Origin of the sequence: Nonomuraea bangladeshensis, assembly GCF_039529455.1 — a bacterium.
Classification (GTDB): domain Bacteria; phylum Actinomycetota; class Actinomycetes; order Streptosporangiales; family Streptosporangiaceae; genus Nonomuraea; species Nonomuraea bangladeshensis.
Window position 1 is genome coordinate 62,503 of the sequence record NZ_BAAAMV010000013.1, and the last position, 24,706, is coordinate 87,208.

21 protein-coding genes are annotated in these 24,706 nt (G+C 72.2%); 12 read left to right on the plus strand and 9 right to left on the minus strand.

Going from position 1 to position 24,706, the window contains the following annotated elements; genetic code table 11:
* Positions 1 to 306 precede the first annotated feature (306 nt).
* Together ABD292_RS39440 and ABD292_RS39445 are read left to right on the plus strand one after the other, a co-directional pair.
* Entirely contained in the window at positions 307 to 933 is a 627-nt protein-coding gene (locus tag ABD292_RS39440; RefSeq protein WP_344216735.1) for a DUF7711 family protein, read from the plus strand.
* A gap of 244 nt (positions 934 to 1,177) precedes the next feature.
* Complete coding sequence (locus ABD292_RS39445; protein WP_329592664.1) at positions 1,178 to 1,813, plus strand: sigma-70 family RNA polymerase sigma factor; 636 nt, start codon at positions 1,178 to 1,180, stop codon at positions 1,811 to 1,813.
* Between the two features lie 259 nt (positions 1,814 to 2,072).
* Here the strand turns inward: ABD292_RS39445 and ABD292_RS39450 are convergent, their stop codons facing one another.
* Both ABD292_RS39450 and ABD292_RS39455 read right to left on the minus strand, forming a co-directional pair.
* Entirely contained in the window at positions 2,073 to 2,450 is a 378-nt protein-coding gene (locus tag ABD292_RS39450; RefSeq protein ID WP_329585425.1) for a DUF5319 domain-containing protein, read from the minus strand.
* A 126-nt stretch (positions 2,451 to 2,576) separates the two neighbouring features.
* A complete protein-coding gene (locus tag ABD292_RS39455; RefSeq protein WP_344216738.1) occupies positions 2,577 to 3,587 on the minus strand; it encodes a helix-turn-helix transcriptional regulator in 1,011 nt (336 codons plus the stop codon).
* Between the two features lie 481 nt (positions 3,588 to 4,068).
* Here ABD292_RS39455 and guaB point away from each other — a divergent pair, with 481 nt between their 5' ends.
* The 5 genes from guaB to ABD292_RS39480 all read left to right on the plus strand — a co-directional run bounded on the left by guaB (position 4,069) and on the right by ABD292_RS39480 (position 8,818).
* A complete protein-coding gene (gene guaB / locus ABD292_RS39460; protein WP_344216740.1) occupies positions 4,069 to 5,550 on the plus strand; it encodes an IMP dehydrogenase in 1,482 nt (493 codons plus the stop codon).
* A gap of 4 nt (positions 5,551 to 5,554) precedes the next feature.
* Complete coding sequence (locus ABD292_RS39465) at positions 5,555 to 6,676, plus strand: GuaB3 family IMP dehydrogenase-related protein (RefSeq protein WP_344216742.1); 1,122 nt, start codon at positions 5,555 to 5,557, stop codon at positions 6,674 to 6,676.
* A gap of 112 nt (positions 6,677 to 6,788) precedes the next feature.
* On the plus strand, positions 6,789 to 7,373 hold the full coding sequence (locus ABD292_RS39470) for a TetR/AcrR family transcriptional regulator (protein ID WP_344216744.1): 585 nt from the start codon (positions 6,789 to 6,791) through the stop codon (positions 7,371 to 7,373).
* Positions 7,370 to 8,191, plus strand: coding sequence for an alpha/beta fold hydrolase (locus ABD292_RS39475; protein ID WP_344216746.1), 822 nt, complete (start codon positions 7,370 to 7,372; stop codon positions 8,189 to 8,191). The genes ABD292_RS39470 and ABD292_RS39475 overlap by 4 nt, the downstream gene beginning before the upstream one ends.
* Before the next feature lie 24 nt (positions 8,192 to 8,215).
* Positions 8,216 to 8,818: a phosphotransferase family protein gene (locus ABD292_RS39480; protein WP_344216748.1), complete on the plus strand. Its 603-nt coding sequence runs from the start codon at positions 8,216 to 8,218 to the stop codon at positions 8,816 to 8,818.
* A gap of 3 nt (positions 8,819 to 8,821) precedes the next feature.
* Here ABD292_RS39480 and ABD292_RS39485 read toward each other — a convergent pair whose 3' ends face one another.
* Genes ABD292_RS39485 through ABD292_RS39500 form a run of 4 tightly spaced genes read right to left on the minus strand, consistent with a single transcriptional unit; the run spans position 8,822 to position 12,557 of the window.
* Positions 8,822 to 9,646: a class II fructose-bisphosphate aldolase gene (locus ABD292_RS39485; RefSeq protein ID WP_344216750.1), complete on the minus strand. Its 825-nt coding sequence runs from the start codon at positions 9,644 to 9,646 to the stop codon at positions 8,822 to 8,824.
* A 9-nt stretch (positions 9,647 to 9,655) separates the two neighbouring features.
* Entirely contained in the window at positions 9,656 to 10,555 is a 900-nt protein-coding gene (locus tag ABD292_RS39490) for a 1-phosphofructokinase family hexose kinase (protein ID WP_344216752.1), read from the minus strand.
* Positions 10,555 to 11,688 carry an N-acetylglucosamine-6-phosphate deacetylase gene (nagA, locus tag ABD292_RS39495; RefSeq protein ID WP_344216754.1) on the minus strand — a complete coding sequence of 378 codons (1,134 nt, stop codon included), beginning with the start codon at positions 11,686 to 11,688 and terminating at the stop codon, positions 10,555 to 10,557. The genes ABD292_RS39490 and nagA overlap by 1 nt, the downstream gene beginning before the upstream one ends.
* Positions 11,685 to 12,557, minus strand: coding sequence for an SIS domain-containing protein (locus ABD292_RS39500; RefSeq protein WP_344216756.1), 873 nt, complete (start codon positions 12,555 to 12,557; stop codon positions 11,685 to 11,687). Before ABD292_RS39500 ends, nagA begins: the two co-directional genes overlap by 4 nt.
* A gap of 126 nt (positions 12,558 to 12,683) precedes the next feature.
* Between ABD292_RS39500 and ABD292_RS39505 the strand changes: the two genes are divergently transcribed.
* Genes ABD292_RS39505 through ABD292_RS39515 form a run of 3 tightly spaced genes read left to right on the plus strand, consistent with a single transcriptional unit; the run spans position 12,684 to position 15,748 of the window.
* Positions 12,684 to 13,454: a DeoR/GlpR family DNA-binding transcription regulator gene (locus tag ABD292_RS39505; protein WP_344216758.1), complete on the plus strand. Its 771-nt coding sequence runs from the start codon at positions 12,684 to 12,686 to the stop codon at positions 13,452 to 13,454.
* 48 nt (positions 13,455 to 13,502) lie between these two features.
* The gene (locus tag ABD292_RS39510; RefSeq protein WP_344216760.1) at positions 13,503 to 15,239 is read left to right on the plus strand and encodes a glycerol-3-phosphate dehydrogenase/oxidase; all 1,737 of its coding nucleotides are present in this window, start codon (positions 13,503 to 13,505) and stop codon (positions 15,237 to 15,239) included.
* Positions 15,236 to 15,748 carry a mycothiol transferase gene (locus tag ABD292_RS39515; protein ID WP_344216762.1) on the plus strand — a complete coding sequence of 171 codons (513 nt, stop codon included), beginning with the start codon at positions 15,236 to 15,238 and terminating at the stop codon, positions 15,746 to 15,748. Before ABD292_RS39510 ends, ABD292_RS39515 begins: the two co-directional genes overlap by 4 nt.
* A 6-nt stretch (positions 15,749 to 15,754) precedes the next feature.
* On the opposite strand, the gene ABD292_RS39520 is transcribed toward ABD292_RS39515, so the two are convergent.
* The 3 genes from ABD292_RS39520 to ABD292_RS39530 form a co-directional block, all read right to left on the minus strand.
* Positions 15,755 to 17,011, minus strand: a complete 1,257-nt coding sequence (locus ABD292_RS39520; protein ID WP_344216764.1) for a S8 family serine peptidase — start codon at positions 17,009 to 17,011, stop codon at positions 15,755 to 15,757.
* A 122-nt stretch (positions 17,012 to 17,133) separates the two neighbouring features.
* On the minus strand, positions 17,134 to 19,086 hold the full coding sequence (locus tag ABD292_RS39525; protein ID WP_344216766.1) for a beta-propeller domain-containing protein: 1,953 nt from the start codon (positions 19,084 to 19,086) through the stop codon (positions 17,134 to 17,136).
* Between the two features lie 31 nt (positions 19,087 to 19,117).
* Positions 19,118 to 21,466: a protein kinase domain-containing protein gene (locus tag ABD292_RS39530; protein ID WP_344216768.1), complete on the minus strand. Its 2,349-nt coding sequence runs from the start codon at positions 21,464 to 21,466 to the stop codon at positions 19,118 to 19,120.
* 73 nt (positions 21,467 to 21,539) lie between these two features.
* On the opposite strand from ABD292_RS39530, the gene ABD292_RS39535 reads away from it, so the two are divergent.
* A complete protein-coding gene (locus ABD292_RS39535) occupies positions 21,540 to 23,045 on the plus strand; it encodes a succinic semialdehyde dehydrogenase (protein ID WP_344216770.1) in 1,506 nt (501 codons plus the stop codon).
* Positions 23,042 to 24,691, plus strand: coding sequence for a GMC oxidoreductase (locus ABD292_RS39540; protein WP_344216772.1), 1,650 nt, complete (start codon positions 23,042 to 23,044; stop codon positions 24,689 to 24,691). Before ABD292_RS39535 ends, ABD292_RS39540 begins: the two co-directional genes overlap by 4 nt.
* The last annotated feature ends 15 nt before the right edge of the window (positions 24,692 to 24,706 follow it).

Consider the following 24,706-nt stretch of genomic DNA (forward strand, 5'->3'; position numbering starts at 1 on the left):
CTTTCCGCTTCACCTGTCACGGCCCGCGTCCCGCTGCCGCCTTCGGGCGGAGGGGGAGGCGGGCCGCGGCGGTTTCCGGGGCTCCGGTGTCCCAGCGGCTTTCGCGTCTCGGGGGCTTCGCGTCTCCGGGACCCTCGCGTCTCCGGGACCCTCGCGTCTCGGGCTTTCGGGGCTCCGGAGCACTCGTTCGCGTCTCCGGGCCCTTGCGTCTCCGGGTCTTCGCGTCTCGGGCGCTTCGCGTCTCCGGGCCTCCGGCGAGGGCCTGGGCTCGGCGGGTGCGTACGCTGGGCGGCGGGAGGTGGCGGGATGCAGTACCGGCGGGCGGTGCAGCGGCTGCGGCGGCTCGCCGAGACGTGCGACCAGACGCGCCGGGTGGCGGCGGCGGAGCCGTTCCTGCGGGCGGCGTACGTCTTCGGAGGGCTGCTGGAGGGAGCCGACCCGGTGGACGCCCTTGAGGTGGTCCTCGTGCTGAACCTGCCGCCCGAGGAGGTGACCTGGGGCTCCCAGCCGCCCGGGACGGCCTGGCTCGTGGACTTCCTGGAGCTGGACAAGGGCGGGATCGTCTACTGGTGGCGCTCCCGGAGGGACCCGGTGTGGAACCACCACATCAGGGAGCCGGTGCGGTTCTGGTCCGTGGAGGAGGGGACGGACCAGGACGTGCTCGACGCCCTCCGCGACCGCCGCACCGCCCTGCTGCGGCGCGAGACCCCGGGCAGCGCCCAGGACGTACGGGCACGCACCGCCGAGGAGCGGGAGGCGGCGCTCGAACACCTGCGTGAGGTGCACCGCTCCTACTGGGACCGCAAGTGGCGCCGTGACCACCGCGGCATCGGCCGCTACCCCGAACACCATCTGTGGGAGGCCGTCGAGGGCTACCTGGAGCTCCTGGACCTCGGCGGCGAGGACGCCGACGGCGGCGACGAGTCTCGTTAGAGGCCGAGGGCGGAGTTACGTTCGGTTGGGGAAGTGTCGGAAAAGGTGGACTAATGGCGTAAACCGGCAGTGCGTGATAAGCGTCGGTCTCTGACAATTGTCGCGCATTTCGGCTTATCAGGTGAAACATTATGCCAGCCTAAAGGCTTAGTGTGATCAGTCGATTACTCCCCGTTATCGTCGCGTCAATGTGACCAATCCGTAGCCGTTCGCCATGACGACAGGCCGGATCAGTGAGGGCATCATGCCTATCGTGAGCGAGGGAAGCGTCGCCGACGCCAAAATTGGGGTAAGGCTCGCGTCGAGACTTCCGGCACGGACGGATGACTCCGACCTAAGGGAACTGACGAGCCTCGCCGTACAGGGGGATCGCAGCGCGATCGAATCCCTGCTCGGCGAGTTGCGTCCGATGGTGGTGCGCTATTGCCGCGCCAGGCTGGGCAGGGTTTCTGGGCAATATCACATTGCCGATGACGTGGCCCAGGAGGTCTGCATCGCGGTGTTGTCCGCGTTGCCGCGATACCGCGACATGGGGCGGCCGTTCGCCTCGTTCGTCTTCGGGATCGCCTCGCACAAGGTGGCCGACGCGCTGCGGAGCTCGGTGCGCTCCGCCGTGCCGACCCAGGACCTGCCGGACGGGCCGGACGAGGGCCCGGGGCCGGAGGAGACGGTGGTCCGCTACATCGAGGTCGAGCACGCCCGCCGGCTGCTCGCCCGGCTGCCCGAGAACCAGCGCGAGCTGCTGCTGCTGCGGGTGGTCTCCGGTCTGTCCGCCGAGGAGACCGGTAATGTACTCGGTATGTCACCAGGTGCCGTCCGCGTCGCCCAGCACCGGGCGCTGACCAGGCTGCGGCAGATGGCGGAGCTGGAGTCCGCTTGACGCCGGAGCACGAGACCGACGCGCTGTTCGATGTGCTCGGTCGTGGAGAGCTGCCCGGCCCCGGCTCGGGTCACGCCGGCGACCCCGCGGTGCGCCTGCTGGCCGCGCTGGTCGGTGACGTCCTCGACAGGGACGTTCCGGATCGGGACGGGCTGGGCGGGCTCTGTGCCCTGGGAGGACGGCCTCGGCTGTCCGAGGTCGGTGACGCGGGCCGGGGCCGCTCCTCAGAGTCTTCCGACGGTTCGCCTGATGATCTCGGTCAGCGACGCTCCTCCGTGTCGATGACGCCGTCGACGTAGCCCCTGGCGTATTCCCAGGTCACGTAGTCGGCGGGGTCGGGGTGGAAGGCCGGCTCATGCACCTGCGGCTGGCCTTTCTCGATCATCTGCCGGAGGTTGCCGCGCAGCAGCTCCCAGTCGAAGTAGTGCTGCTCACCGCATTCCGGGCAGTCGAGCACGAGACCCAGCACCCCCTGCGGTTCGAGCAGGGAGCGGAAGACCTCGACGTCGGCGAGGTCGGTGATGGCCTCGTCACGCTCGGCCGCGGTCAGTGGCTCCGCGTCGTCGAGCGCGCCCATCGCCGAGGAAGGGTCGTTCGGGTCGTCCGCGAACGGGTCGCGGGGGACGTCTTCCAGCACCTTCCCACCATATGACCGATGCGGCCCGCGCGGTGAGTATCTGACACCGGCGGTGAGTGTCCCGCACCGGTGACGGCCTTGATCCGGTCGTCCCACGGGCGGCGCGGAAAGGGCCCCCGCCCCTGGTCAGCTCAGCCAGCCGCGCCTGGTCGCCTCGACTCCCGCGTGGAAGCGCGTCTGGGTGCCCAGCTCGGACATGGCGTCGGCGAAGCGGGCGCGTACGGTGCGGACCGAGACGCCGAGCTGGCGGGCGATGGAGTCGTCGCACATGCCCTGGGCGGCCAGGCGCAGCACCTGCACCATCCCCTCGCCCTTGCGGCCCCAGGGGAGCGGCACCGCCCGTCCCCACAGCTCGTCGAACAGCGCGCGCAGCACGCCGACGACCACGGGGGTGCGGACCAGGTAGAAGTTGTAGGCGTGGTCGGGCAGGTTGCCGCCCCAGAACGGCGGCAGGCCCGCGACCTCCGCCCCGGCCGTCATGAACCAGCTCGGCACCCTGCGCAGGGTGCGCACCTGGCCGCCGGTCTCGATGAGCTCGGTGAGCTGGGCGCGGACGCCGGGCAGTGCGAGCGTGTCCACGGGAATGACCGCGTATACCGTGAGCAGTTTTCGTTTTTGCGCATCAATCCAGGGATCCGCAAATTTGCGAACAAAGTCAGTCATAGTGCGCTCATCGGGGATCGCCGTCACCAATTCCATCCCCGGCGACTGCACCGCGATGCCGACGACGCTTTCGTAGAGCACGTCCGCGCCGTTCGCGAGTTCGACCGTGAAGGATCCGCTCTGGTAGTCGCGGCCGGCGTCGTAATCGCGGATGAGGCCGCGGATCGAGCCGAAGGCGGAGTCGATCATCCGGCTCTCCTCGGCGAGCCGGTCGAGGCGCTGGGCGATCACCCGGCCGAGCGCGGCGGCGGGGTGCCGGGCGAAGTACTCCCCGGAGTGCTCGTCCACGACCCCGAGCTTGACCAGATCGTCGAGCTGGCGGCCGACCTTCTCCACGGGGTCGTCCATCGCCTGGGCGATGTCGGTGCGGGTGGCCCTGTGCAGGCGCAGGATCGCCGTGTAGAGCGCGCGCTGGGCCGCGTCCAGGCCCAGCGTCTCCAGCGGATCTGTCCGGGTGCGGGACTCGTTGCGCATGGTGGGCGGCTCCGTAGGGGGAACACGGCGTGCCGTGAGAATAACGCCGCTTGACGCCCTTGTCCGCTTCTTGCGACGACTGGCGGTTCCTCCGCGTCCACCGGGGCGCCCTCGTGCAGCTTCGTGCAACTGCACGTTTGGACATTGCGGCGCTGCCGGTGCGTAACGCAGGATTCACATAGCGTCGGCATCTCGTCAGAGTGCGGCAGCGCAGCCCATCAGGACGCGGAGGGGGGTTCGGTGGTGCGTGGCGCCGCGGCATTGGGTTGCCGGTGGCCGGGGGATGGGACGGATCACCGACCGTCCCATCCCCCGGCACTTTTTGTTGCGGTGGATGCCGGGAGTACGACGGGCCGTGGGGGTCATCGTCCTCCCGGCATTCGCATGTCCGGCGGGCGCGATGTGCGAGGTCGGCGGTGCGCGTTTGGCGGCAGGCCATAGACTGAGGCCCATCAACGGGAACGGCAGAGGGGGCCGCAGCATGTCCAAGTTCACCGAGACAGGACTGACCTTCGACGACGTGCTGCTGGTGCCAGCCTATTCAGACCTGCAGCCGGGCGAGGCCGACACGACCTCCCGCCTGTCGCGCGGCATCACGTTGTCCATCCCGCTCGTCTCGGCGGCCATGGACACCGTGACCGAGGCCCGCATGGCGGTCGCCATGGCCCGGCAGGGCGGCATCGGCATCCTGCACCGCAACCTCGCGGTCGAGGAGCAGGCGCAGCAGGTCGACCTGGTCAAACGGTCCGAGGCCGGCATGGTGACCAACCCCGTCACCTGCAGCCCCGACGACACGCTGGCCGACGTGGAGCGGCTCTGCGCGACCTACCGCATCTCGGGCGTGCCCGTGACGGATGTGTCGGGCGCGCTCGTGGGCATCGTCACCAACCGCGACATGCGCTTCGAGACCGACCAGTCGCGCCCGGTGCGCGAGGTCATGACGAAGATGCCGCTGGTCACCGCCCCGGTCGGGGTGTCGAGGGACGACGCGTTCGCCCTGCTGCGGCAGAACAAGATCGAGAAGCTGCCGCTGGTCGACCCGGACGGCCGGCTGCGCGGCCTGATCACGGTGAAGGACTTCACCAAGAGCGAGCAGTACCCGCTGTCCACCAAGGACGCCGACGGCCGGCTGCTCGTGGGCGCGGCCGTGGGCGTCGGCGGCGACGCCGAGCTGCGCGCCAAGGCGCTCATCGAGGCCGGGGTCGACGTCATCGTCGTGGACGTCGCCCACGGCCACTCCAGGGGCCTGGCCGACATGATCGCCAAGGTCAAGGCCAACAGCAAGGTCCAGGTCATCGGCGGCAACATCGCCACCAGGGCGGGCGCCCAGATGCTGGTCGACGCGGGCGCCGACGCGGTCAAGGTCGGGGTCGGCCCCGGCTCGATCTGCACCACCCGGGTGGTGGCCGGGGTGGGCGCGCCGCAGGTCACGGCCATCTACGAGGCGTCCAAGGCCGCCGCGCCCGCGGGCGTGCCGGTCATCGGCGACGGCGGACTCCAATACTCCGGCGACATCGTCAAGGCCATCGCGGCCGGCGCCGACACGGTCATGCTGGGCTCGCTGCTGGCCGGCTGCGAGGAGTCGCCGGGCGAGCTGATCTTCATCAACGGCAAGCAGTTCAAGTCGTACCGGGGCATGGGGTCGCTGGGCGCGGTGCGTAACCGCGAGCGCGGCGGCACCTCCTTCAGCAAGGACCGCTACGCCCAGGGCGACATCAGCGGCGAGGACAAGTTCATCCCCGAGGGCATCGAGGGCCAGGTGCCCTACCGCGGCCCGGTGGCGGCCGTCGCGCACCAGCTGGTCGGCGGGCTGCGCCAGGGCATGTGGTACGCGGGATGCCGCACGATCGAGCAGATGCACACCGACTGTGAGCTCATGCCGATCACCGCGGCGGGCCTCAAGGAGAGCCACCCCCACGACATCCAGATGACCGTGGAAGCTCCGAACTATCACAGAAGGTAAGTTCATGACTCAGCAGGTGGAGATCGGCCGGGGGAAGACCGGGCGGCGGGCGTACGCGCTGGACGAGATCGGTCTGGTGCCCTCGCGGCGGACCCGCGACCCGGAGGAGGTCTCGATCGCCTGGCAGATCGACGCCTACCGGTTCGAGCTGCCCGTTGTCGTCGCGCCCATGGACAGCGTCGTGTCGCCGGCCACCGCCATCGAGATCGGGCGGCTCGGCGGCCTGGCCCCGCTCGACCTCGAAGGGCTCTGGACGCGCTACGAGGACCCGCAGCCGCTGCTGGAGGAGTGCGCGGCGCTCGACGCCGAGGCGGCCACCAGGCGGCTGCAGGAGATCTACGCGGCGCCGATCAAGGAGGAGCTGATCGGCCGGCGCATCGAGGAGATCCGCGCCTCCGGGGTCACCACGGCGGTCCGGCTGTCGCCGCAGCGCACGGTCCAATACCACAAGGCCGTGATCGACGCGGGCGTCGACATCTTCGTCATCCGCGGCACCACCGTCTCGGCCGAGCACGTCTCGGGGCGCGCCGAGCCGCTCAACCTCAAGCAGTTCATCTACGAGCTGGACGTCCCGGTCATCGTGGGCGGCTGCGCCACCTACACCGCGGCCCTGCACCTCATGCGCACGGGCGCGGCCGGGGTGCTGGTCGGCTTCGGCGGCGGCGCCTCGCACACCACCCGCAACGTGCTGGGCGTGGCGGTGCCGATGGCCACGGCGATCTCCGACGTGGCGGCGGCGCGGCGCGACTACATGGACGAGTCGGGCGGCCGCTACGTCCACGTCATCGCCGACGGCGGCATGGGCACCTCCGGCGACATCGCCAAGGCCATCGCCTGCGGAGCCGACGCCGTCATGGTGGGCTCGCCGCTGGCCCGCGCGGCCGAGGCGCCCGGCCGGGGCTTCCACTGGGGCTCCGAGGCGCACCACCCCGACCTGCCCAGGGGGCGGCGGGTGGAGTTCGGCACCGTGGGGACGCTGGAGCAGATCCTGCACGGGCCCTCCAGCGTGGCCGACGGCTCGATGAACCTGATGGGCGCGCTCAAGCGCACGATGGCCTCCACGGGCTACTCCGACATCAAGGAGTTCCAGCGGGTCGAGGTCGTCGTCTCGCCGGTCCAGCGCTGACCGCCTCACGACCGCGACGGCCCGCCTCCCGCTCACCGGGAGGCGGGCCGTTTTTCATGCGTATGCTAACCTAGTGCTCCTAGGGAAGAAGCTAGAGGCATTAGGAGGACGGGTGGCGCGAGCGGGGCTGACGGCCGAGCGCATCACGCGGGCGGCGGCGGACCTGGCCGACGAGGTCGGCTTCGACAACCTCACGGTGTCGGCGCTGGCCCGGCACTTCGGCGTCAAGGACGCGAGCCTCTACTCGCACGTCAAGAACCTGCGCGACCTGCGCACCAGGGTGGCGGTGCTCGCCGCCGGCGAGATGGTGGACCTCATCGCGGCGGCCGTGGCCGGGCGGTCGGGCAAGGACGCCCTGGCCGCGTTCGCGGGCGCCTACCGCTCGTACGCCCTGCGCCACCCCGGCCGCTACGCCGCCACGCAGAGCAAGGTGGACCTCGCGCAGGTCGCCGACCTGGCGCCGTTCCTGCGCACCGGCGAGCTGACGTACGGGATGCTGCGCGCCTACGACCTGGCCGAGCCCGACCTCACCGACGCGGTGCGGCTGCTGCGCAGCACCTTCCACGGCTACACCAGCCTGGAGGCCGTGGGCGGCTTCCAGCACTCCCGGGACGTGGACGCGTCCTGGGACCAGGCGATCGAGGCCCTGCACGTGCTGCTGACGCACTGGCCCAGGGCGAACGAGGAGGAACGATGAAGACCGGCACGCTGCGCGTCCCCGGCGCCGAGCTGTTCCACGAGGTACGCGGCACGGGCCCGATGCTGCTGCTGGTGCCGGGCGGGGGCGGCGACGCGGGCACCTTCGACGGCATCGCCGACGTGCTCGCCCGCGACTTCACCGTGGTCGCCGCCGACCCGCGCGGCTACTCCCGCAGCCGGCTCGACAGCCCCGAGCCCGTGGACCAGCGGGTGGAGACGCAGAGCGAGGACTGCGCCCGGCTCATCGACCACCTGGGCGGCGGCAGCGCGTACGTCTTCGGCGGCAGCGACGGCGCGATCGTCGTGCTCGACCTGCTCGCCCGCCATCCCGGACGGGTGCGGCGGGCCGTGGTCCATGAGCCGCCGTGCGTGGCGGTGCTGCCGGACGCCGCCGAGCAGCTGGGGTTCTTCGGCAAGGTGTACGAGATCTACCGGGCCGAGGGGCTGGCCGCGGCGGGGGCGTACATGAGCGAGGGCATCGGCGGCACGCTCAGGCCGCTGCCGGACCCGGCGACGCTGTCGCCCCGGGCCGCCGAGCGGGTGGTGAGGACGGTGGCGAACATGCCGCGGTTCATGGAGCACGAGCTGCGGCAGTTCACCGCGTACGAGCCCGACCTGGAGGCGCTGGCGGCCGTCGCCGACCGGCTGGTCCTGGCGGCGGGGCGGGAGACGCGGGGGCATCTGCCGTACCGGCCGGCGGCGGAGCTGGCCCGGCGGCTCGGGCGCGAGCTGACCGAGTTCCCCGGCGGGCACGGCGGCTACACCGAGGCGCCCGAGGAGTTCGCCGAGCTGCTGGCACGGACGCTGCGGGGCTGAGCCGCCTGCCGTAGCATGCGCGGGATGGCCGATCTTCAGCACACCCACGAGGTGGCGTTCGACGGCGACGTCGTCACCAAGCGCTACCGCGCCGGCGGTCCGGGCTCGGCCGAGCGGGAGTGGCGGGCGCTCACCCTGCTGGCCGAGCACGCGCCGGGGCTCGCGCCTGAGCCGATCGCGTTCGAGGCGGGCGTGGTGCGGATGAGCCGCCTCGACGGGGAGCCGCTGCGCGGGCTGCCCGTGACCGACGAGCACCTGACGGCCCTGGTGGGGGCGCTGACCATGCTGCACGTCGCCGTTCCCCTGCCGGTGCTGCTTGACGTGCCCGTGCGGCCGTGGCAGCGCGAGGCGGTCCGCGACTGGCTGCGCGGGCAGGGAGCGCGGTGGCGCGCCCGCGACCCGCTCGCCGACCGGGCCGTGCGCGAAGGGCTGCGCTGGCTGGACGGGTGGCGGCCGGACGGGAGCGGGGTGCGGCCGGTGTTCGGGGGCGGTGACGGCAACCTGGCCAGCTTCCTGTGGGACGGCGGCCGGGTGCGGGTCGTCGACTTCGAGGACTCGGGGCGGAGCGATCTGGCGTACGAGCTGGCGGAGCTGGCCGAGCACGTGTCCATGTGGGTGGACGGTTGAGGCTCAGCCCGCCAGTACGCCCAGCAGGTGGCTGACCTCGCGGGTCACCGCGTCGCGGCCCGCCTTGACGTATTTGCGTGGATCGACCACCCGCTCGTCGTGGCCGAGGTAGTCGCGGATCGCGCCGGTGAACGCCTTGTTCAGGTGGGTGGCGATGTTGACCTTCTTCATGCCGTGCCGTACGGCGGCCCGCAGGGTGTCGTCCGGCACGCCCGACGAGCCGTGCAGCACCAGCGGCACCGGCACCGCCGCGCGCAGCTCGGCGATGAGGCCGAGGTCCAGCTCGGCGGACTTCGTGGTCATGGCGTGGGAGGTGCCGACGGCCACGGCGAGCGCGTCCACGCCGGTCCTCGCGACGTAGTCGACGGCCTCGTGCGGCTTGGTGCGCGCGCCGGGAGCGTGCACGCCGTCCTTGCCGCCGACCTCGCCCAGCTCGGCCTCGACCCACACGCCGCGTTCGTGGCACCAGGCCGCCACCTCGGCCGTGGTGCGGACGTTGTCCTCGTCGGGCAGGGCGGAGGCGTCGTACATGACCGAGCCGAGGCCCAGCTCCACCGCCTCCTCCACGAGCGCGCGGTCGGTGGCGTGGTCGAGGTGCACGGCGACCGGCACCGCGGCGCGCCGGGCCACCGCGAGCGCGCCCAGCGCGATCGGCTCCAGCGCCCCGTGGTAGCGGACGCAGTTCTCGCTGATCTGCAGCACGACCGGCAGGCCCAGGGACTCGGCCCCGGCGACGATGGCGGTGGCGTGCTCAAGCTGGATCACGTTGAAGGCACCCACCCCCGCGGGGGACTGACGGACGATGTCGCCGATGGCGGAGAGGGGCATGGTCGCTCCTTACGTGATGACGATCTGGGGAAGAATCGCGGCGTAGACGTCGCGGTCGAAGTCGCCGGCCACGGGGGCGGCCACCGCGGCCGCGCCGAGCGCCGCCGCCCGCCGCAGCCGGTCCGGCCACGGGGTCGCCTCGGCCAGGCCCAGTGCCAGCCCGGCGACCAGGGAGTCGCCCGCGCCGGTGGGGTTGCCGCGCACGGTGTAGGGCATCCGGGCCCGGAACGTTCCCTCGCCGGTGACGGCGAGCAGCCCGCCCGCGCCCAGCGACACCACGACCGACTCCGCCCCCCGCTCGCGCAGCGCCCGCGCGCCCTCCTCGGGGGCGCCGGGCACGGCCCTCGCCAGCTCCTCGGCGTTGGGCTTGACGATCGCGGGCCGGCCCTCGGGCGCGTGGCGCAGCGGGTCGCCGTCGGCGTCCACGATGACCGGCGCGGCGGTGAGGCCGCTGAGCGTGGCGTAGAAGTCCGCGGGTATGCCGCGCGGCAGGCTGCCCGAGAGCACCACCACCTCGGCGTCGGCGGCCAGCGCCGCGTAGTGCCGGGTGAAGGCCGCCAGCTCCTCGCCCGTGACCTCGGGGCCCGGCTCGTTGAACAGCGTCGTCGCCGGCCGCTCGCCGGTCTCGGAGACCGCGAGCGTGGTGCGGGAGTCGCCCGCGACGGCGAAGACCGCGCTCGGCAGCTCCGCCGCCCGCAGGTCGTGCTCGATCGCCTGCCCGGTCGGCCCGCCGGCCAGGCCGGTGACCAGCACCTCCCGGCCGAGCGCGGCCAGCACCCGTGCCACGTTGACGCCCTTGCCGCCCGCGCGCCTGTGCACCTCTCCGACCCGGTTGACGCCGTCCCATTCGACGGCGGGCACCTGGTAGGTCACGTCGAGCGCCATGTTGAGCGTCACCGTGAGGATCATCAGGGCTCCGTCGTCCAGACGCCGTCCTTCATGACCGCGTCCACCTCCAGGTCGGGGGAGAGCACGACCAGGTCGGCGGCCTTGCCGACGGCGATCGAGCCGATGCTCCCCGCCAGGCCGAGCACCCGCGCGGGCGTCAGCGAGGTCACCTGGACGGCGTCGGGCAGCGACAGGCCGAGCTCGCGCACGGCCCGGCGGAAGGCGACGTCCATGGTGAGGGTGGAGCCCGCGATGGAGCCGCCCTCGGCGAGCCTCGCCACGCCGTCGTCGACGCGTACGCGCATCGAGCCGAGCCGGTAGTCGCCGTCGCCGAGCCCGGCGGCCGACATGGCGTCGGTGACGAGCACCGTGCGGCCGGGCCCGGCCACCTCGTACGCCAGCCGCAGCATGGCCGGATGCACGTGCACGCCGTCGTTGATCAGCTCGACCGTCACCCGCTCGTCGTCGAGCAGGGCTGCGATGGGGCCGGGCGCGCGGTGCCCGAGCTGCGGCATCGCGTTGTAGAGATGGGTGGCGAGGCTCGCGCCCGCCTCGATGCCGGCGATGGTGAGGTCGTAGTCGGCCTCGGTGTGGCCGATCGCGGCGATCACGCCCTCGGCCACGGCCAGCCGGATCGTGTCGAGCGCCCGGGGCAGCTCGGGCGCGATGGTGAGCATGCGCACATGCCCGCGCCCGGCCTTGACCAGCTCGGCGAACTCCTGCGGCGACGGCTCGCGCAATGCCGCAGGGTCGTGCGCGCCGCACCGGCCGCGCGCGATGTAGGGGCCCTCGAAGTGGATGCCGGCCAGCAGCCCTTCCTCGCAGAGCTCGGCCAGCGCCGCCGCGGCCCGCGCCAGCACCTCGGGGGCGTCGCTGACCAGGCTCGCCATCGTGGTGGTGGTGCCGTGACGCCGGTGCAGCGCCACGGCGGTGCGCGCCTGGTCGAGGTCGCCGGTGGGGAAGGAGCCGCCGGCGCCCCCGTGGTTGTGCACGTCCACGAAGCCGGGCACGACGTGCCGGCCGCCCAGGGCGAGGCCGGGGCCGGGAGCGCTGCCCTGGCCGACGTGCGTGATCCGGCCGTCTTCGATGGTCAGCCACCCCTCGTGCACACCTTCGGTGGTCACGATCCGGGCGTCGGCGAGAGTAAGGCTCATGGAGAAAGGATCACAGATCGCGTGAGGTGCATGGGCTCGTCGGGGTTGAGCCCGGCGGCGAAGGCCCGGGCGACCGCCACGCGCTGGGCGCGGATCAGCTCGGCCATCGGGTCGAGTCCGCTCTCGACGAACGTCGCGCCGGTCCGTTCGACCTGCGCGCGCAGGCCCTCGGGGGCCTCGCCGAGCATCCAGGTGACGCGGCCGGGCGCGCCGATGCTGATCGGGCCGTGCCGGTATTCCATCGCCGGGTACGCCTCCGTCCACGACCGGGACGCCTCGCGCATCTTGAGCGCCGCCTCCTGCGCCAGCCCGACGGTCCAGCCCGCGCCGAGGAAGCTGAACTGCTCGGCCTCCACCAGCTCGGCGGGCAGGGGAGCGGCCACGGCCTCCTCGGCGTCGGCGACGGCCTGGGTCAGGTCCTCGCCGAGGCTCGCGCGCAGCAGCGCGAGCTGCGTGGTGGCGAACCTGGTCTGCACGACCGACCGCTCGTCGGCGTAGTCGAGCACGACGACGTCGCCGGCCGCCTCCATGATCGGCGTCTTGGGGTCGGCGGTGATGGCCGTGGTCCGCGTGCTGATGCGGCCCAGCAGGTCGAGCACCTCGGTCGTGGTGCCGGAGCGGGTCAGCGCGAGCACCCGGTCGTAGGCGCGGCCCACGGGGAACTCGGAGGCCGCGAAGGCGTCGGTCTCGCCCTGCCCGGCCTGCTCGCGGAGCGTGGCGTAGGCCATCGCGATGAACCACGAGGTGCCGCAGCCGACCACGGCGACCCGCTCGCCCTCACGCGGCAGCGCGTCCGCGGGGACGTTCGCGACGGCGCGCCGCCAGCACTCCGGCTGTGACGCGATCTCGGCTTCGGTGTGGGTGGTCACCCGGCCTCCCCAGGATTGATTGTTTCTGCACCTTTTATAGCAGGAAAGTGCACATTTGGGCAGTGGTGGCTCCACCCCTCCCGGTGTGCCACGCTTGCTGCGGACCACATCCGCTAGGAGGCCCCCGTGTCCCGCTACGACCGCTGGAACGCCATCCTCGAACTGCTCGCCCAGGAGGGGCGGCTGACGGTGGAGGAGGCGGCCCAGGCGCTCGAGGTGTCCACCGCGACCATCCGGCGGGACTTCGACCAGCTCGCGCAGCAGCAGATGCTCATGCGCACGCGCGGCGGCGCGGTCGCCCAGAGCGTCAGCTACGACCTCCCGCTGCGCTACAAGACCGCCCGGCACGCCGACGAGAAGAACCGCATCGCCACCGCCGCCGCCGAGCTGGTCCCGCCCGGCGCGGTGGTCGGGCTCAACGGCGGCACCACGACCTCCGAGCTGGCCCGCACCCTGGCGATCCGGCCCGCGCTGGAGAGCGGTTTCACCGTCGTCACCAACGCGCTCAACATCGCCGCCGAGCTGACCGTACGCCAGCACGTCAAGATCGTGGTGACCGGCGGGGTCGCCAGGCCGCAGTCGTACGAGCTGATCGGCCCGCTCGCCTCCGGCGTCCTGGAGCAGGTGACCCTGGACATCGCCTTCCTCGGCGTGGACGGCCTGGACGTCGAGCTGGGCGCCTCCGCGCACCACGAGGGCGAGGCCAGCGTCAACAACCTGCTGATCAGCCGGGCCGCGCAGGTCGTCGTGGTGGCCGACTCCTCCAAGATCGGAAAGCGGGCGTTCTCCCGCATCTGCCCCATCACCAGGATCGACACGCTGGTCACCGACGACCGGCTCTCCGACGAGCTGGCGGGCGCGCTCAGCGACGCCGGGGTGAAGGTCGTACGCGCCTGAGGCTTATCTGTGGGTATGTAGGGGCTCAGGACGCTATCAGGGAGTGTTATGGCCTCGGGGATGGGTGCGGCCAGGCTCGGTCCAGCCGAGCGCGCCGCGGCGCTGGAGCGGATGGCCGAGCGGGAGCTCGACGTGGTCGTGGTCGGCGGCGGAGTGGTGGGGGCGGGGGTCGCGCTCGACGCGGTGACCCGCGGCCTGGACACGGGCCTGATGGAGGCGCGGGACTTCGCCTCCGGCACCTCGTCCCGTTCCTCCAAGCTCATCCACGGCGGGCTGCGCTATCTCGAACAGCTCAACTTCGAGCTGGTGCGCGAGGCGTTGCAGGAGCGCTCGCTGCTGCTCCAGCGCATCGCGCCGCACCTGGTCAGGCCGGTGCCGTTCCTGTTCCCCCTGACGCACCACCTGTGGGAGCGGCCGTACGTGGGGGCGGGGGTGGCCCTGTACGACACGCTCGGCTTCGCCTCGGGCCTGACCCGGGGCGTGCCCGGCCACCGGCACCTGTCGCGCTCGCGCGCGCTCCGGCTGGCCCCGGCGCTGAAGAAGTCCGCCTTCACCGGCGCGGTCCAGTACTGGGACGCCCAGGTGGACGACGCCCGCTTCGTGATGATGACGCTGCGCACGGCGGCCATGTACGGCGCGCACGTCGCCCCGCGCACCCAGGTCGTCGGCTTCCTGCGCGAGGGCGAGCGGGTCACCGGCGTGCGCGTCCGCGACCTTGAGTCCGGCGCCGAGCAGGAGATCCGGGCCCAGCAGGTGGTCAACGCGACCGGAGTGTGGACCGACGACATCCAGGAGCTGGTCGGCGGGCGCGGCCAGATCCACGTCCGGGCGTCCAAGGGCATCCACCTGGTCGTGCCGCGCGACCGCATCCATTCGCTGACCGGGATCATCCTGCGGACCGAGAAGTCGGTGCTGTTCGTCATCCCGTGGGGCCGCCACTGGATCGTCGGCACCACCGACACCAGCTGGACGCTCGACAAGTCGCACCCGGCCGCCTCCCGCGCCGACATCGACTACCTGCTCGACCACGTCAACGCGGTGCTGTCGACGCCGCTGACCCGCGACGACGTGGAGGGCGTCTACGCCGGGCTGCGCCCGCTGCTGTGGGGCGAGTCGGACGAGACGTCCAAGCTGTCGCGCGAGCACGTCGTCGCGCATCCGGTGCCGGGGCTGGTGATGATCGCCGGCGGCAAGTACACCACCTACCGGGTGATGGCCCGCGACGCCGTGGACGCCGTCGCGCACGGCCTGGACCAGCGGGTGCCGCCGTCGTGCACCGACCGCGTCCCGCTGGTGGGCGCCGAGGGCTACCAGGCGCTGTGGAACTCCCGGCACCGCCTCGCCCACTCCTCCGGCCTGCACGTGGCGCGGATCGAGCACCTGCTCCAGCGCTACGGCTCGCTCATCGACGAGGTGCTGGAGCTGATCGAGCGGGACCCGTCGCTGGGCAGGCCGCTGACCAAGGCCGACGACTACCTGCGGGCCGAGATCGTGTACGCCGCCACCCACGAGGGCGCCCGGCATCTCAACGACGTGCTGACCCGGCGCACCCGCATCTCGATCGAGACCTTCCACCGCGGCGCTGCGGTCGCGCAGGAGGCCGCCGAGCTGCTGGCCGGCCCCCTCGGCTGGACCGACGAGCAGGTCAAGCGGGAGGTCGAGTACTTCACCAAGCGCGTCGAGGCCGAACGCCGCTCCCAGGAGCAGGACTCCGACCAGGAGGCGGACGCGATCCGGCTGGGCGCCCCGGAGATCGTCCCCGTCGTCGTCCCGGAGCGGGCGTGAGCGGCGGCGAGCCGTCACGGCGGCTCTCCGACCCCCGCGAGCTGCTGGAGGGCTATCTCGACCACTACCGCGCCGAGGTCCTGCGGCTGCTGGAGGGTTTCCCCGACCCCGAGGTGAGCCGGGTGCCGTCCGGCTGGACGCCGGTGGCGATGCTCAAGCACCTGGCGTCCATGGAGCGGCGCTGGTTCGTGTGGGACCACGCGGGCGAGCCGGTGGACGATCCCGACGACGACCGCGACGAGGCCGGCGACCTCGCGACCGACGAGTCCTTCGCCGAGGTCAGGGCGTTCTACCTGGCGCAGTGCGAGCGTTCACGCCAGGTGGTCGCCGCGGGGCGGCTGTCGGACCGGGCCTCGCGGATCGGCCGCTTCCGCGAGGAGGAGCCGCCGACGCTGGGGTGGATCATGTTCCACGTGCTGGAGGAGTACATGCGGCACGCCGGGCACCTCGACATCGCCCGCGAGCTGGCCGAGGCGGAGGAGCGGGCGGCCCCGGGGGCCGCCCGCTAGCGAGAATCAGTACTTCGTGGCGTCGTGCACGTCGAGCAGCGGCTCCTTGACGCCGTCGCCCGAGTCGTCGGTCCAGTTGAAGTTGCCGGTCGAGATCAGCGTGCTGCGCACGGCGAGGGCGCCGGCCCGGGTGGTGGGCTTGCGGGTGCCCGCGGTGAGGACGCCGGCCGCGCCGGCCACGTGCGGGCTGGCCATCGAGGTGCCGCTGATCGTGTTGTAGCCGCCGTTGCGCCAGGTCGAGTAGATGCAGGTGCCGGGCGCGGTGATCTCGACGGTGGAGCCGTAGTTCGAGTAGAACGCCGAGGTGTCGTCCTGGTCGGTCTCGCTGCGGCACGACAGCGTGCTGCCGCCGGCACCGCCGGCCAGGCCGTCGTTGTCGGTCAGCGCCGAGACGGTGACCACGTCGGCGTGGTTGGCCGGGAAGAAGCTGGAGGTGTTGGCGTGGCTGTTGCCGGCCGCCACGACGACCACGACGCCGGCGTTGGTGGCGTTCGTGATCGCGCTGCTGATCGCGCTGCTCGAACAGCCGCTGCAGCCGAGGCTCAGGTTGATGACCTCGATGGTGGCGGCGCGGGCCACCACCCAGTCGAGACCGGCGGCGATGGCGGACAGGGTGCCGGAGCCGGCGGAGTTGAGCACCTTCACGGCGTGGATGCGGGCGCCGGGGGCGACGCCGACCGCGCCGATGTTGTTGTCGATGGCGCCGATGGTGCCGGCCACGTGGGAGCCGTGGCCGTTGTCGTCGGTGCCGGAGTTGTTGACGCAGACGCCGGTCTGGCAGTTGGTACGGGCCACCACGTTGAGGTCGGGGTGGGTGTAGTCCACGCCGGTGTCGACGACCGCGACGTCGGTGTTGATGCGGACGTCGTCCACGCCGTCGATGTCGAGGTTGGGGTTGCTCGGGCCGAAGATCCGCCGGATGCCGGTGGGCACGGTCTGGGCGAAGGTGTGGACCTCGGCGTCGGGCTCGACGCTCAGCACGTTGGGGTTCTTCTTGAGCCGTTCGGCCGCCTCGGCGGTGAGCTGGGCGGTGTAGCCCTTGAAGGCGTGCTCGTACACGCCGACGAGCCGGCCGCCGTACTGGGCGGTCTGGGCGGCGGCGAGGCTCTGCGGGGCCTCCCGGGTGATCGGCCTGAGCTGGACGATGTACGTGCCCTCGTCGGCGGCCGCGCCGGTCGTGACGGCGGCCGACGCGCCGAGCGGCGTCAGGGGTAACGCCAGCGCGCCGACGAGCAATGCGAGCAGGGGGGTGAGTGATCGCATGGCAGCGTGAGCCCTTTCTCGATGAAGATCGGACAGGTTGCTGTCAGCAAAAGTTTCACGACTTGTCGGGTAAGTCCATACAAAAGACGCCGGTTAGCTACTAACCGGCATCTTTTGCTTGCTTAACGGAGCGGGATCCACGCTTGTGAGTCGAGCGTCGCCGCGTCGTTGACCTGCAGCCCTTCCTGCGACAGGGTCCAGACCGAGGACCCGATGACGATCGAGCGTTGGATACCGGGCTGGTATGGCTGGTCGCTGCCCTCTTGCCGCTGCGCCGGATGCCTGATCATGCCGAGCTTCGTCACCCCGGAGTCGTCGATCCGCAGCACCAGCGCGCCCGACCCGTCCTGCTGGAACAGGGGGATCACCGACAGGCCCGTCTTCGGCCAGTACAGGAACGCGTGCGGGTCCCACTCGGCCTCCGAGCCGGACTCCTTCTGGAAGAACCGCGACAGCCGGCGCGGCGCGGCCGGGTCGCTGACGTCGAACAGCGAGATCTGCGTGCCCAGCGTGCGGCCCTTGTCACTGGCCTCCTGGCCGATCCCGATCAGCCGCCCCTCGGCGCCCGGATGCAGGTACGCCGAATAGCCGGTGATCTTCAGCTCACCTGTCACCCTCGGCCGCGCCGGGTCGCGCAGGTCCAGCGTGTAGAGCGGGTCCACCTGGCGGAAGGTGACGCAGTAGCCGACCGGGCCGATGAAGCGCACCGAGTAGATGCGCTCGCCCTTGCCGAGGCCGCCGACCTCGCCGGTCTTGGCCAGCGTGCGGGCGTCGAGCACGTGGACGGTGCTGGAGCTCTCGCGGCCGTCGGCGGAGACGATCGTGGTGGCGGCGCGCAGGTGGCCGTCGTACTCCGACAGCGAGTACTGGTTCAGCAGGCGGCCGGCGACCTTGCCCGAGGCCGCGTACGCGGGCCGGCCGGGCGAGGCGACGTCGAAGCGGTGGATCTCGGTCTCCTCCGGCGGCGCCGTAGGCGTGGGTACCGGTTCCGTGGGCGTCGGCTCCACGGCCGGGGCCTCGCCGGTGGCCGGGGTCTCCTCGGCGGGCAGCTGGGGCAGCGGCGCCCACCAGCGCGGGTTGCTGGCGACGTACAGGCTGGTGCCGGTGCCGTAGACGATGTCGCCGTCGGCGGCCAGCGCGATCGGGTCGGTGCCGGCGGCGGTGAGGCCCTGCGCCAGGTCGAGGGTGTGGATCGTCAGCAGTGACGTCCCGGTGTAGTCCGTCGGGTGGCTGATCCGCTCGCACGGGACCTTGCCGTCGGTGACCTTGCCCGCGGCGTCGGTGATCTGCAGCTTCGGCAGCCAGGCGTCGAGCGGGGCGCGGCGGACCGTCTCCTGGTTGCGCTTGAGCTGCTCGGCCTCCGTCGCGTTCTCGGCCTGCGGGAACTCGATCTGCGGCTGGCTGCGGGTGACGATGCGGACGGTCGAGCCGACCATGCGGGCGTCGACGTACGTGCCCGACGGCTTGACCGTGCCGATGACCTTCGGCCGGCCGCCGGCCAGGTCCACGAGGACGTACCGGGTGTCGCCCATCGGCATCATACGGGTGCTCTTGACCATGATGTCGCCGTAGCCGCGGAACAGCACCAGCGCCCGGTCCCCGGCCATCAGCAGGTCGGCGGGGGCGTAGTAGTGCTGGTCGCCCTCGGTCAGCCTGAGCGAGCCCGTCACCTTGCGGGTGGCGGTGTCGATGATCCGCAGGGTGCCGTTCGTGACGGTTACGACCCGGTCGCCGTCGGTCTTGACCAGGTCGGGCTCGTCCACGCCGGCCTCATGCACGTTCGTGGTGGAGTGCTCGGGCGTGCTCTGCTTCGCCGTGGCCGCGGTGTCCGAGCGCTCCATCATCATGGGCATCACGCCGCCGAGCCCCCAGGGGGACACGTTCGCGGCCGCGTGCTCGCGCAGGCCCGACAGCAGGTCGTCGCAGCCGCTGTAGGACACCAGGCGGATCGCGCCCAGCGACGACGGCTTCTGACGGCCGGGCGGCTCCTCCGCGGACTTCCCCGCCGAAGAGGTGCAGGACGCCACCGCCGCCAGCGCGGCGACGGTCGCGACCGTACGGATCAACGTTCTCATGCCCCTATCACGGCTCGCGGGGGCGAGCGGTTCAGGAGCGGTGCTGCGGATTGACGGTGAACGCCGGGCTGAAGTCGAGGTCGTCGGGCACGTCGACCAGCTTGCGCACCAGCTTGCCGGTGAAGTCGATCACCTGGATCTCGTCGACGTCGTTGTTGTCCTGCTCCCAGCAGTAGAGGTGGCTCTCGTCGTAGAAGCCGAGCACCTTGTCGCAGTCGGAGCCGAACTTGCGCACCCGCTCGCCGGACGCGGTGTCCCAGATGCAGTGGTCGCCGTCGCCGCCGTTGGGGCAGTTGGTGACGAACGTCTTGCCGGAGGGCGAGAAGATGTCCTGGGTGCCGGCCGACAGCGTGCCGATGCCGGGCAGCGAGCGGGTCGCCTTGCCCTGGGCGTCGAAGAAGCGCAGGCCGCGGTTCTTCTCGTCGCCGTAGACGTTGATCGCGCCCTCGTCCTCGGCGTCGAAGCCGAAGGCGGTGTCGCGGACGGCGGTGTCGCTCACGTTGACCACGTCGGCCTTCTTGGCGGCCACGTCCACGAGGACGAAGCCGAGATAGACCCACTTGTCCGCGCCGGTCTTGCGCTCGATGTTGAGCAGGATCTTGGTGCTGTCCTTCGACCAGGCCCGGATGCTGCTGATCAGCGGGGACTTGACGGTCTTGATCGTCGAGCGGTCGCCGGTCGTGCGGTCGGTGATGACGATGAAGTCGTGGTTGTCGGAGCTGTAGTCGCGGCCCCGGGTGGCGAGGTAGCGGCCGTCGGGGGAGACCCTGGACTCCCAGTTGCCGGCGTACTTGGTGAACGACGTGCTCTGCAGCGAGTCGCGCGCGTAGTCGATCCAGTCCTCCTTCTTCTTGTCGTAGACCTCGTAGGAGGTCAGGAGGACGGCGTCGGAGGGGGTCTCGTAGAGGTGGATGGCGCCGCCGGGCAGCGTCTTGCGCTGGCCCTCGCGCGGGACGCCGGTTTCCTGGGGCGTGGACGGCGGCGTGCTCTCCCGGGGGTTCGTGCTCGCGGCGGGGGAGTCGGACGAGGCGACCTTGGCGCCGCCGCTGTTCGTCTTGTCCAGGGTGACGATCACGATGACGCCCGCGAGCAGCAGTAACGCCACGCCGGCGGTGATGCCGGCGATCAGCGGGCCGCGGCTCTTGCGGCGCGGGGGCTGCTGGCCGTACCTGCTGGGGTAGGTCGGCTGGCCGTACGGCGGGGCCGGCTGGTGCGGCGGCTGCCACGGCTGGGACCCGGGCGGCGGGACGTGCCCCCCGTGGCCGACCGGCTGCGGCCCCGACTGCGGGTACGGCACCGGCCCCGACGCCGGACCACCCGGGTGCGGACCGGAGGGCGGGCCGGCCAGCGGGCCGGACAGCGGACCGGACAGCGGGCCGGAGTGCGGACCCGAGTGCGGGCCCGGCATCGGGCCGCTGGGCTGGGGCCCCGAGGCCGGGCCGCCCGGCTGGGGCCCGGAGGGCCGGCCGGGCGGCGGGTAGGCGGCCGAAGGGCTGTGCGGGGCCGGCGGACCGGCCGGGCTCTGCGGCGCGGCCTCGGCGGCGGCCTGGGCGAGGATGCCCGAGCCGCCCGCCGGATGCTGGAGCAGGCGCATGATCACCTGCTCGGCGGTGGGCCGCTGGGCGGGATCCTTGTTGAGGCAGTCGGTGACCACGTCGAGCAGCTGGCCCTCCAGCACGCCGAGGTCGGGCTGCTGGTTGAGCACGCGGTTGATCACCGCGGGCATGGTGTCGCTGCCGAACGGCGCCCGCCCCGACGCCGCGTAGACCATGGCGCTGCCCCAGGCGAACATGTCGGCCGCCGGCCCCACGGTGTGGCCCATGATCTGCTCGGGCGGCATGTACGACGGCGTGCCCACGACCATGCTGCTGATCGTCGAGGTGGCGTCGAGCGCGCGGGCGATGCCGAAGTCGATGACCCGCGGCCCGTCGGCGCCGATGATCACGTTGGCCGGCTTGAAGTCGCGGTGCACGATGCCGGCCTGGTGGATGGCGGCCAGCGCGGTGGCCGTGCCGATGGCCAGCCGGTGCAGCACCGACCCGGTGCGCGGCCCCTCCTCCTGCACGACGCGGTGCAGGGAGGGGCCCTCGATGTACTCGCTGACGATGTAGGGGCGGTCCTGCTCCACGCCGGTGCCGAGGACGGCGGCCGTGCAGAACGGCGCCACCTGCTGGGCGACCTGCACCTCGCGCAGGAACCGTTCGACGCTGACGGCGTCGCCCGCCTGGTCGGGGCGCAGCCATTTGACGGCCACGTGTGTGCCCGACGGGTCCTTGGCGAGGTAGACGACGCCTTGACCGCCCTCGCCGAGCCGGCCGAGGAGATCCAGGCCCGCCAGCCGCTGCGGATCTCCTGGGCGGAGCGGAGCGAAGGATGCCATGTGGTGATTCTTGCGCTACCACGCGGATCCGCAAAAACTACCGGTGAGTAGGCAAGCGGAATATCCTTCTGCCATGCGTGCCACCGCCCCCGGCAGGACCCAGCACATCATCTCGCCCTTCACCGGCGAGACCATCGCCGAGCTCGCCCTCAGCGACGTCGAGGACGTCCAGGTGGCCTACCGGCGGGCGCGCTCCGCCCAGGCCGCGTGGGCCGCCCGGCCCGCCGCCGCGCGGGCGGAGCCGTTCCTGCGCCTGCACGACGCGATACTCGACCGCCGCGACGAGATCCTCGACCTCGTCCAGGACGAGACCGGCAAGGCCCGCAAGCACGCCATGGAGGAGGTGCTCGACGTCGCGGGCTGCAGCCTCTACTACGCCCGCCGCGCCCCCCGCCTGCTCGCCCCGGCCCGCCGCCAGGGCATCTTCCCGCTCGCCACCCGGGTCACCGAGCTGCGCCAGCCCAAGGGCGTGGTCGCGGTGATCTCCCCGTGGAACTACCCGCTGTCGCTCGGCGTCACCGACATCGTCCCCGCGCTGCTGGCCGGGAACGCCGTCGTCCACAAACCGGACACGCAGACCGCCCGGTCCACGCTGTGGACCATCGACCTGCTCGTCGAGCTGGGCATGCCGCGCGAGATCTGGCAGGTCGTGCTGGGCGAGCCGGCCGACATCGGCGACGCGCTGCTGGACGACGCCGACTACGTGGCGTTCACCGGCTCCACGCGCGGCGGCAGGAAGATCGCCGAGGAGGCGGCCAAGCGGCTCATCGGCTGCTCGCTGGAGCTCGGCGGCAAGAACCCGATGCTGGTGCTCGACGACGCCGACCTGGACGTGGCCGTGCAGGGCGCGCTGCGGGCCTGCTTCACCAGCGCGGGCCAGCTCTGCCTGTCGACCGAGCGCCTGTACGTGCACGAGTCCGTCTTCGAGGAGTTCGCCCGCCGCTTCGTCAAGCAGGTCGGCAACCTCAAGCTGGGCGCGGGCCACGACTGGTCGGTCCAGATGGGCTCCCTGTCCTCGCGGCGGCAGCTCGACGCGGTGGCCGCGCACGTGGACGACGCCCTCGCCAAGGGCGCGCGGCTGCTGACCGGCGGCCGGGCCCGCCCCGACCTCGGCCCGCTGTTCTACGAGCCCACCGTGCTCACCGGCGTCAGCGAGGACATGGAGCTGTGCAGGAACGAGACGTTCGGCCCGGTCGTGGCGCTCTACCCGTTCGGGACCGACGACGAGGCGGTTGAGCTCGCCAACGACACGGTCTACGGGCTCAACGCCTCCGTCTGGACCTCCGACGTGGCGCGCGGGCGCAGGCTGGCCGCCCGGATCAAGGCCGGCACGGTCAACATCAACGAGGGGTACGGCTCCGCGTACGCCTCCTACGACGCCCCCATGGGCGGCATGAAGTCCTCCGGACTCGGCCGCCGCCACGGCACGGAGGGCCTGCTGCGCTACACCGAGTCCAAGACCGTGGCCGCGCAGGCGGGCTGGCTCGGCTTCGAGCCGCCGTTCGACCTGACGGCCGAGGCGTGGGCAGGGGTCCTCGCCGGCACGCTCAAGGCCATGCGCAGGCTCGGCGTCCGATGAGCTTCGACGTCCTCGTCATCGGCTCGGGGTTCGGCGGCAGCGTCGCGGCGCTGCGCCTGGCCGAGAAGGGCTACCGGGTCGGCGTGCTGGAGGCGGGCCGCCGTTTCGACGCGACCACCCTGCCCGTCACCTCCTGGCGGATCCGCGACTTCCTCTGGGCCCCGTGGCTGGGGCTCAAGGGCATCCAGCGCATCCACCTGCTGCGCGGCGAGCGGGGCAGCAAGGTCATGGTGCTGGCGGGCGCCGGGGTCGGCGGCGGCTCCCTGGTGTACGCCAACACGCTGTACGAGCCGCTCGCCCCGTTCTTCGACGACCCGCAGTGGGCGGGCATCACCGACTGGCGGTCCGAGCTCGCCCCCCACTACGACCAGGCCAAGCGCATGCTGGGCGTGGTGCCCAACCCCACCTTCACGCCCGCCGACGAGATCATGACCAGGGTCGCCGCGAAGATGGGCGTGGCCGGCACCTTCCGCCTCGCCCCGGTCGGCGTCTACTTCGGCCCGGACGGCGTGGACCCCTACTTCGGCGGGGCCGGACCGGAGCGGCGCGGCTGCGTCGAGTGCGGCGCGTGCATGACCGGCTGCCGCTTCGGCGCCAAGAACATGCTGACCGAGAACTACCTCCACCTCGCCGAGCGGGCCGGGGCCAGGATCCACCCGGAGTGCACGGTCACCTCGGTGCGGCCCCTGCCGTCCGGCGGCTACCAGGTGTCCGCGCACCGGACGGGCTCGCCGCTGCGCCGCCGTACGTTCACGGCCCGGCAGGTGGTCTTCGCGGCGGGCACGTACGGCACCCAGCGCCTGCTCCACAAGCTGCGCGACGAGGGCGTGCTGCCGCGCCTGTCGTCCAGGCTGGGGGCGCTGACCCGGACCAACTCCGAGGCGCTGCTCGGCGTCGAGCGACTGGGGAGCGGCGGCGAGAAGCTCAACGGCGGCGTGGCCATCACCTCCTCCATCCACCCCGACGCCGAGACCCACATCGAGCCCGTACGCTACGGCGACGGCTCCAACGCCATGGGCCTGCTGCGCACCCTGCTCGTGGACGGCGGCCAGAACCGCCTGCGCGCCTTCGCCCGCGAGGCGGCCAGGCGTCCGCTGCGCACGCTACGCCTGTTCGACCTGCGCCGCTGGTCGGAGCGGACCGTCATCGCCCTGGTCATGCAGGCCAAGGACAACTCGATCACCGTGCGGAGGAGCCGGTTCGGGCTGCGCTCCTCGCTGGGGCACGGCGAGCCCAACCCCACCTGGATCCCCGCGGGCCACGAGGCCGTGCGGCACGCCGCCGCCGAGATCGACGGCATGCCCGGCGGGACGTGGCTCGACCTGTTCGACATCCCGACCACGGCCCACTTCCTCGGCGGCTGCGCGATCGGCGACTCGCCGGGCACCGGCGTCATCGACCCCTACCACCGCGTGTACGGCCACGAGGGGCTGCACGTCGTGGACGGCTCGGCCGTCTCGGCCAACCTGGGCGTCAACCCGTCGCTCACCATCACCGCCCAGGCCGAGCGCGCCCTGTCGTTCTGGCCCAACGCGGGGGAGCCCGATCCGCGTCCGCCGCTCGGCGCGGCGTACGCGCGGCTCGCCCCGGTCCGCCCCCGCCACCCGGCGGTCCCTGCGGGCGCCCCCGCCGCACTCCCGGAATAGGCCCGAATAGGCCCC

What these genes read in the sequence shown, in the direction of transcription:
- ABD292_RS39440 (WP_344216735.1), top strand. Translation starts at nt 307, where the DNA reads ATGCAGTACCGGCGGGCGGTGCAGCGGCTGCGGCGGCTCGCCGAGACG.
- ABD292_RS39445 (WP_329592664.1), top strand. Translation starts at nt 1,178, where the DNA reads ATGCCTATCGTGAGCGAGGGAAGCGTCGCCGACGCCAAAATTGGGGTA.
- ABD292_RS39455 (WP_344216738.1), bottom strand. Translation starts at nt 3,587, where the DNA reads ATGCGCAACGAGTCCCGCACCCGGACAGATCCGCTGGAGACGCTGGGC.
- guaB (WP_344216740.1), top strand. Translation starts at nt 4,069, where the DNA reads ATGTCCAAGTTCACCGAGACAGGACTGACCTTCGACGACGTGCTGCTG.
- ABD292_RS39465 (WP_344216742.1), top strand. Translation starts at nt 5,555, where the DNA reads ATGACTCAGCAGGTGGAGATCGGCCGGGGGAAGACCGGGCGGCGGGCG.
- ABD292_RS39475 (WP_344216746.1), top strand. Translation starts at nt 7,370, where the DNA reads ATGAAGACCGGCACGCTGCGCGTCCCCGGCGCCGAGCTGTTCCACGAG.
- ABD292_RS39480 (WP_344216748.1), top strand. Translation starts at nt 8,216, where the DNA reads ATGGCCGATCTTCAGCACACCCACGAGGTGGCGTTCGACGGCGACGTC.
- ABD292_RS39485 (WP_344216750.1), bottom strand. Translation starts at nt 9,646, where the DNA reads ATGCCCCTCTCCGCCATCGGCGACATCGTCCGTCAGTCCCCCGCGGGG.
- ABD292_RS39490 (WP_344216752.1), bottom strand. Translation starts at nt 10,555, where the DNA reads ATGATCCTCACGGTGACGCTCAACATGGCGCTCGACGTGACCTACCAG.
- nagA (WP_344216754.1), bottom strand. Translation starts at nt 11,688, where the DNA reads ATGAGCCTTACTCTCGCCGACGCCCGGATCGTGACCACCGAAGGTGTG.
- ABD292_RS39510 (WP_344216760.1), top strand. Translation starts at nt 13,503, where the DNA reads ATGGCCTCGGGGATGGGTGCGGCCAGGCTCGGTCCAGCCGAGCGCGCC.
- ABD292_RS39520 (WP_344216764.1), bottom strand. Translation starts at nt 17,011, where the DNA reads ATGCGATCACTCACCCCCCTGCTCGCATTGCTCGTCGGCGCGCTGGCG.
- ABD292_RS39525 (WP_344216766.1), bottom strand. Translation starts at nt 19,086, where the DNA reads ATGAGAACGTTGATCCGTACGGTCGCGACCGTCGCCGCGCTGGCGGCG.
- ABD292_RS39530 (WP_344216768.1), bottom strand. Translation starts at nt 21,466, where the DNA reads ATGGCATCCTTCGCTCCGCTCCGCCCAGGAGATCCGCAGCGGCTGGCG.
- ABD292_RS39535 (WP_344216770.1), top strand. Translation starts at nt 21,540, where the DNA reads ATGCGTGCCACCGCCCCCGGCAGGACCCAGCACATCATCTCGCCCTTC.
- ABD292_RS39540 (WP_344216772.1), top strand. Translation starts at nt 23,042, where the DNA reads ATGAGCTTCGACGTCCTCGTCATCGGCTCGGGGTTCGGCGGCAGCGTC.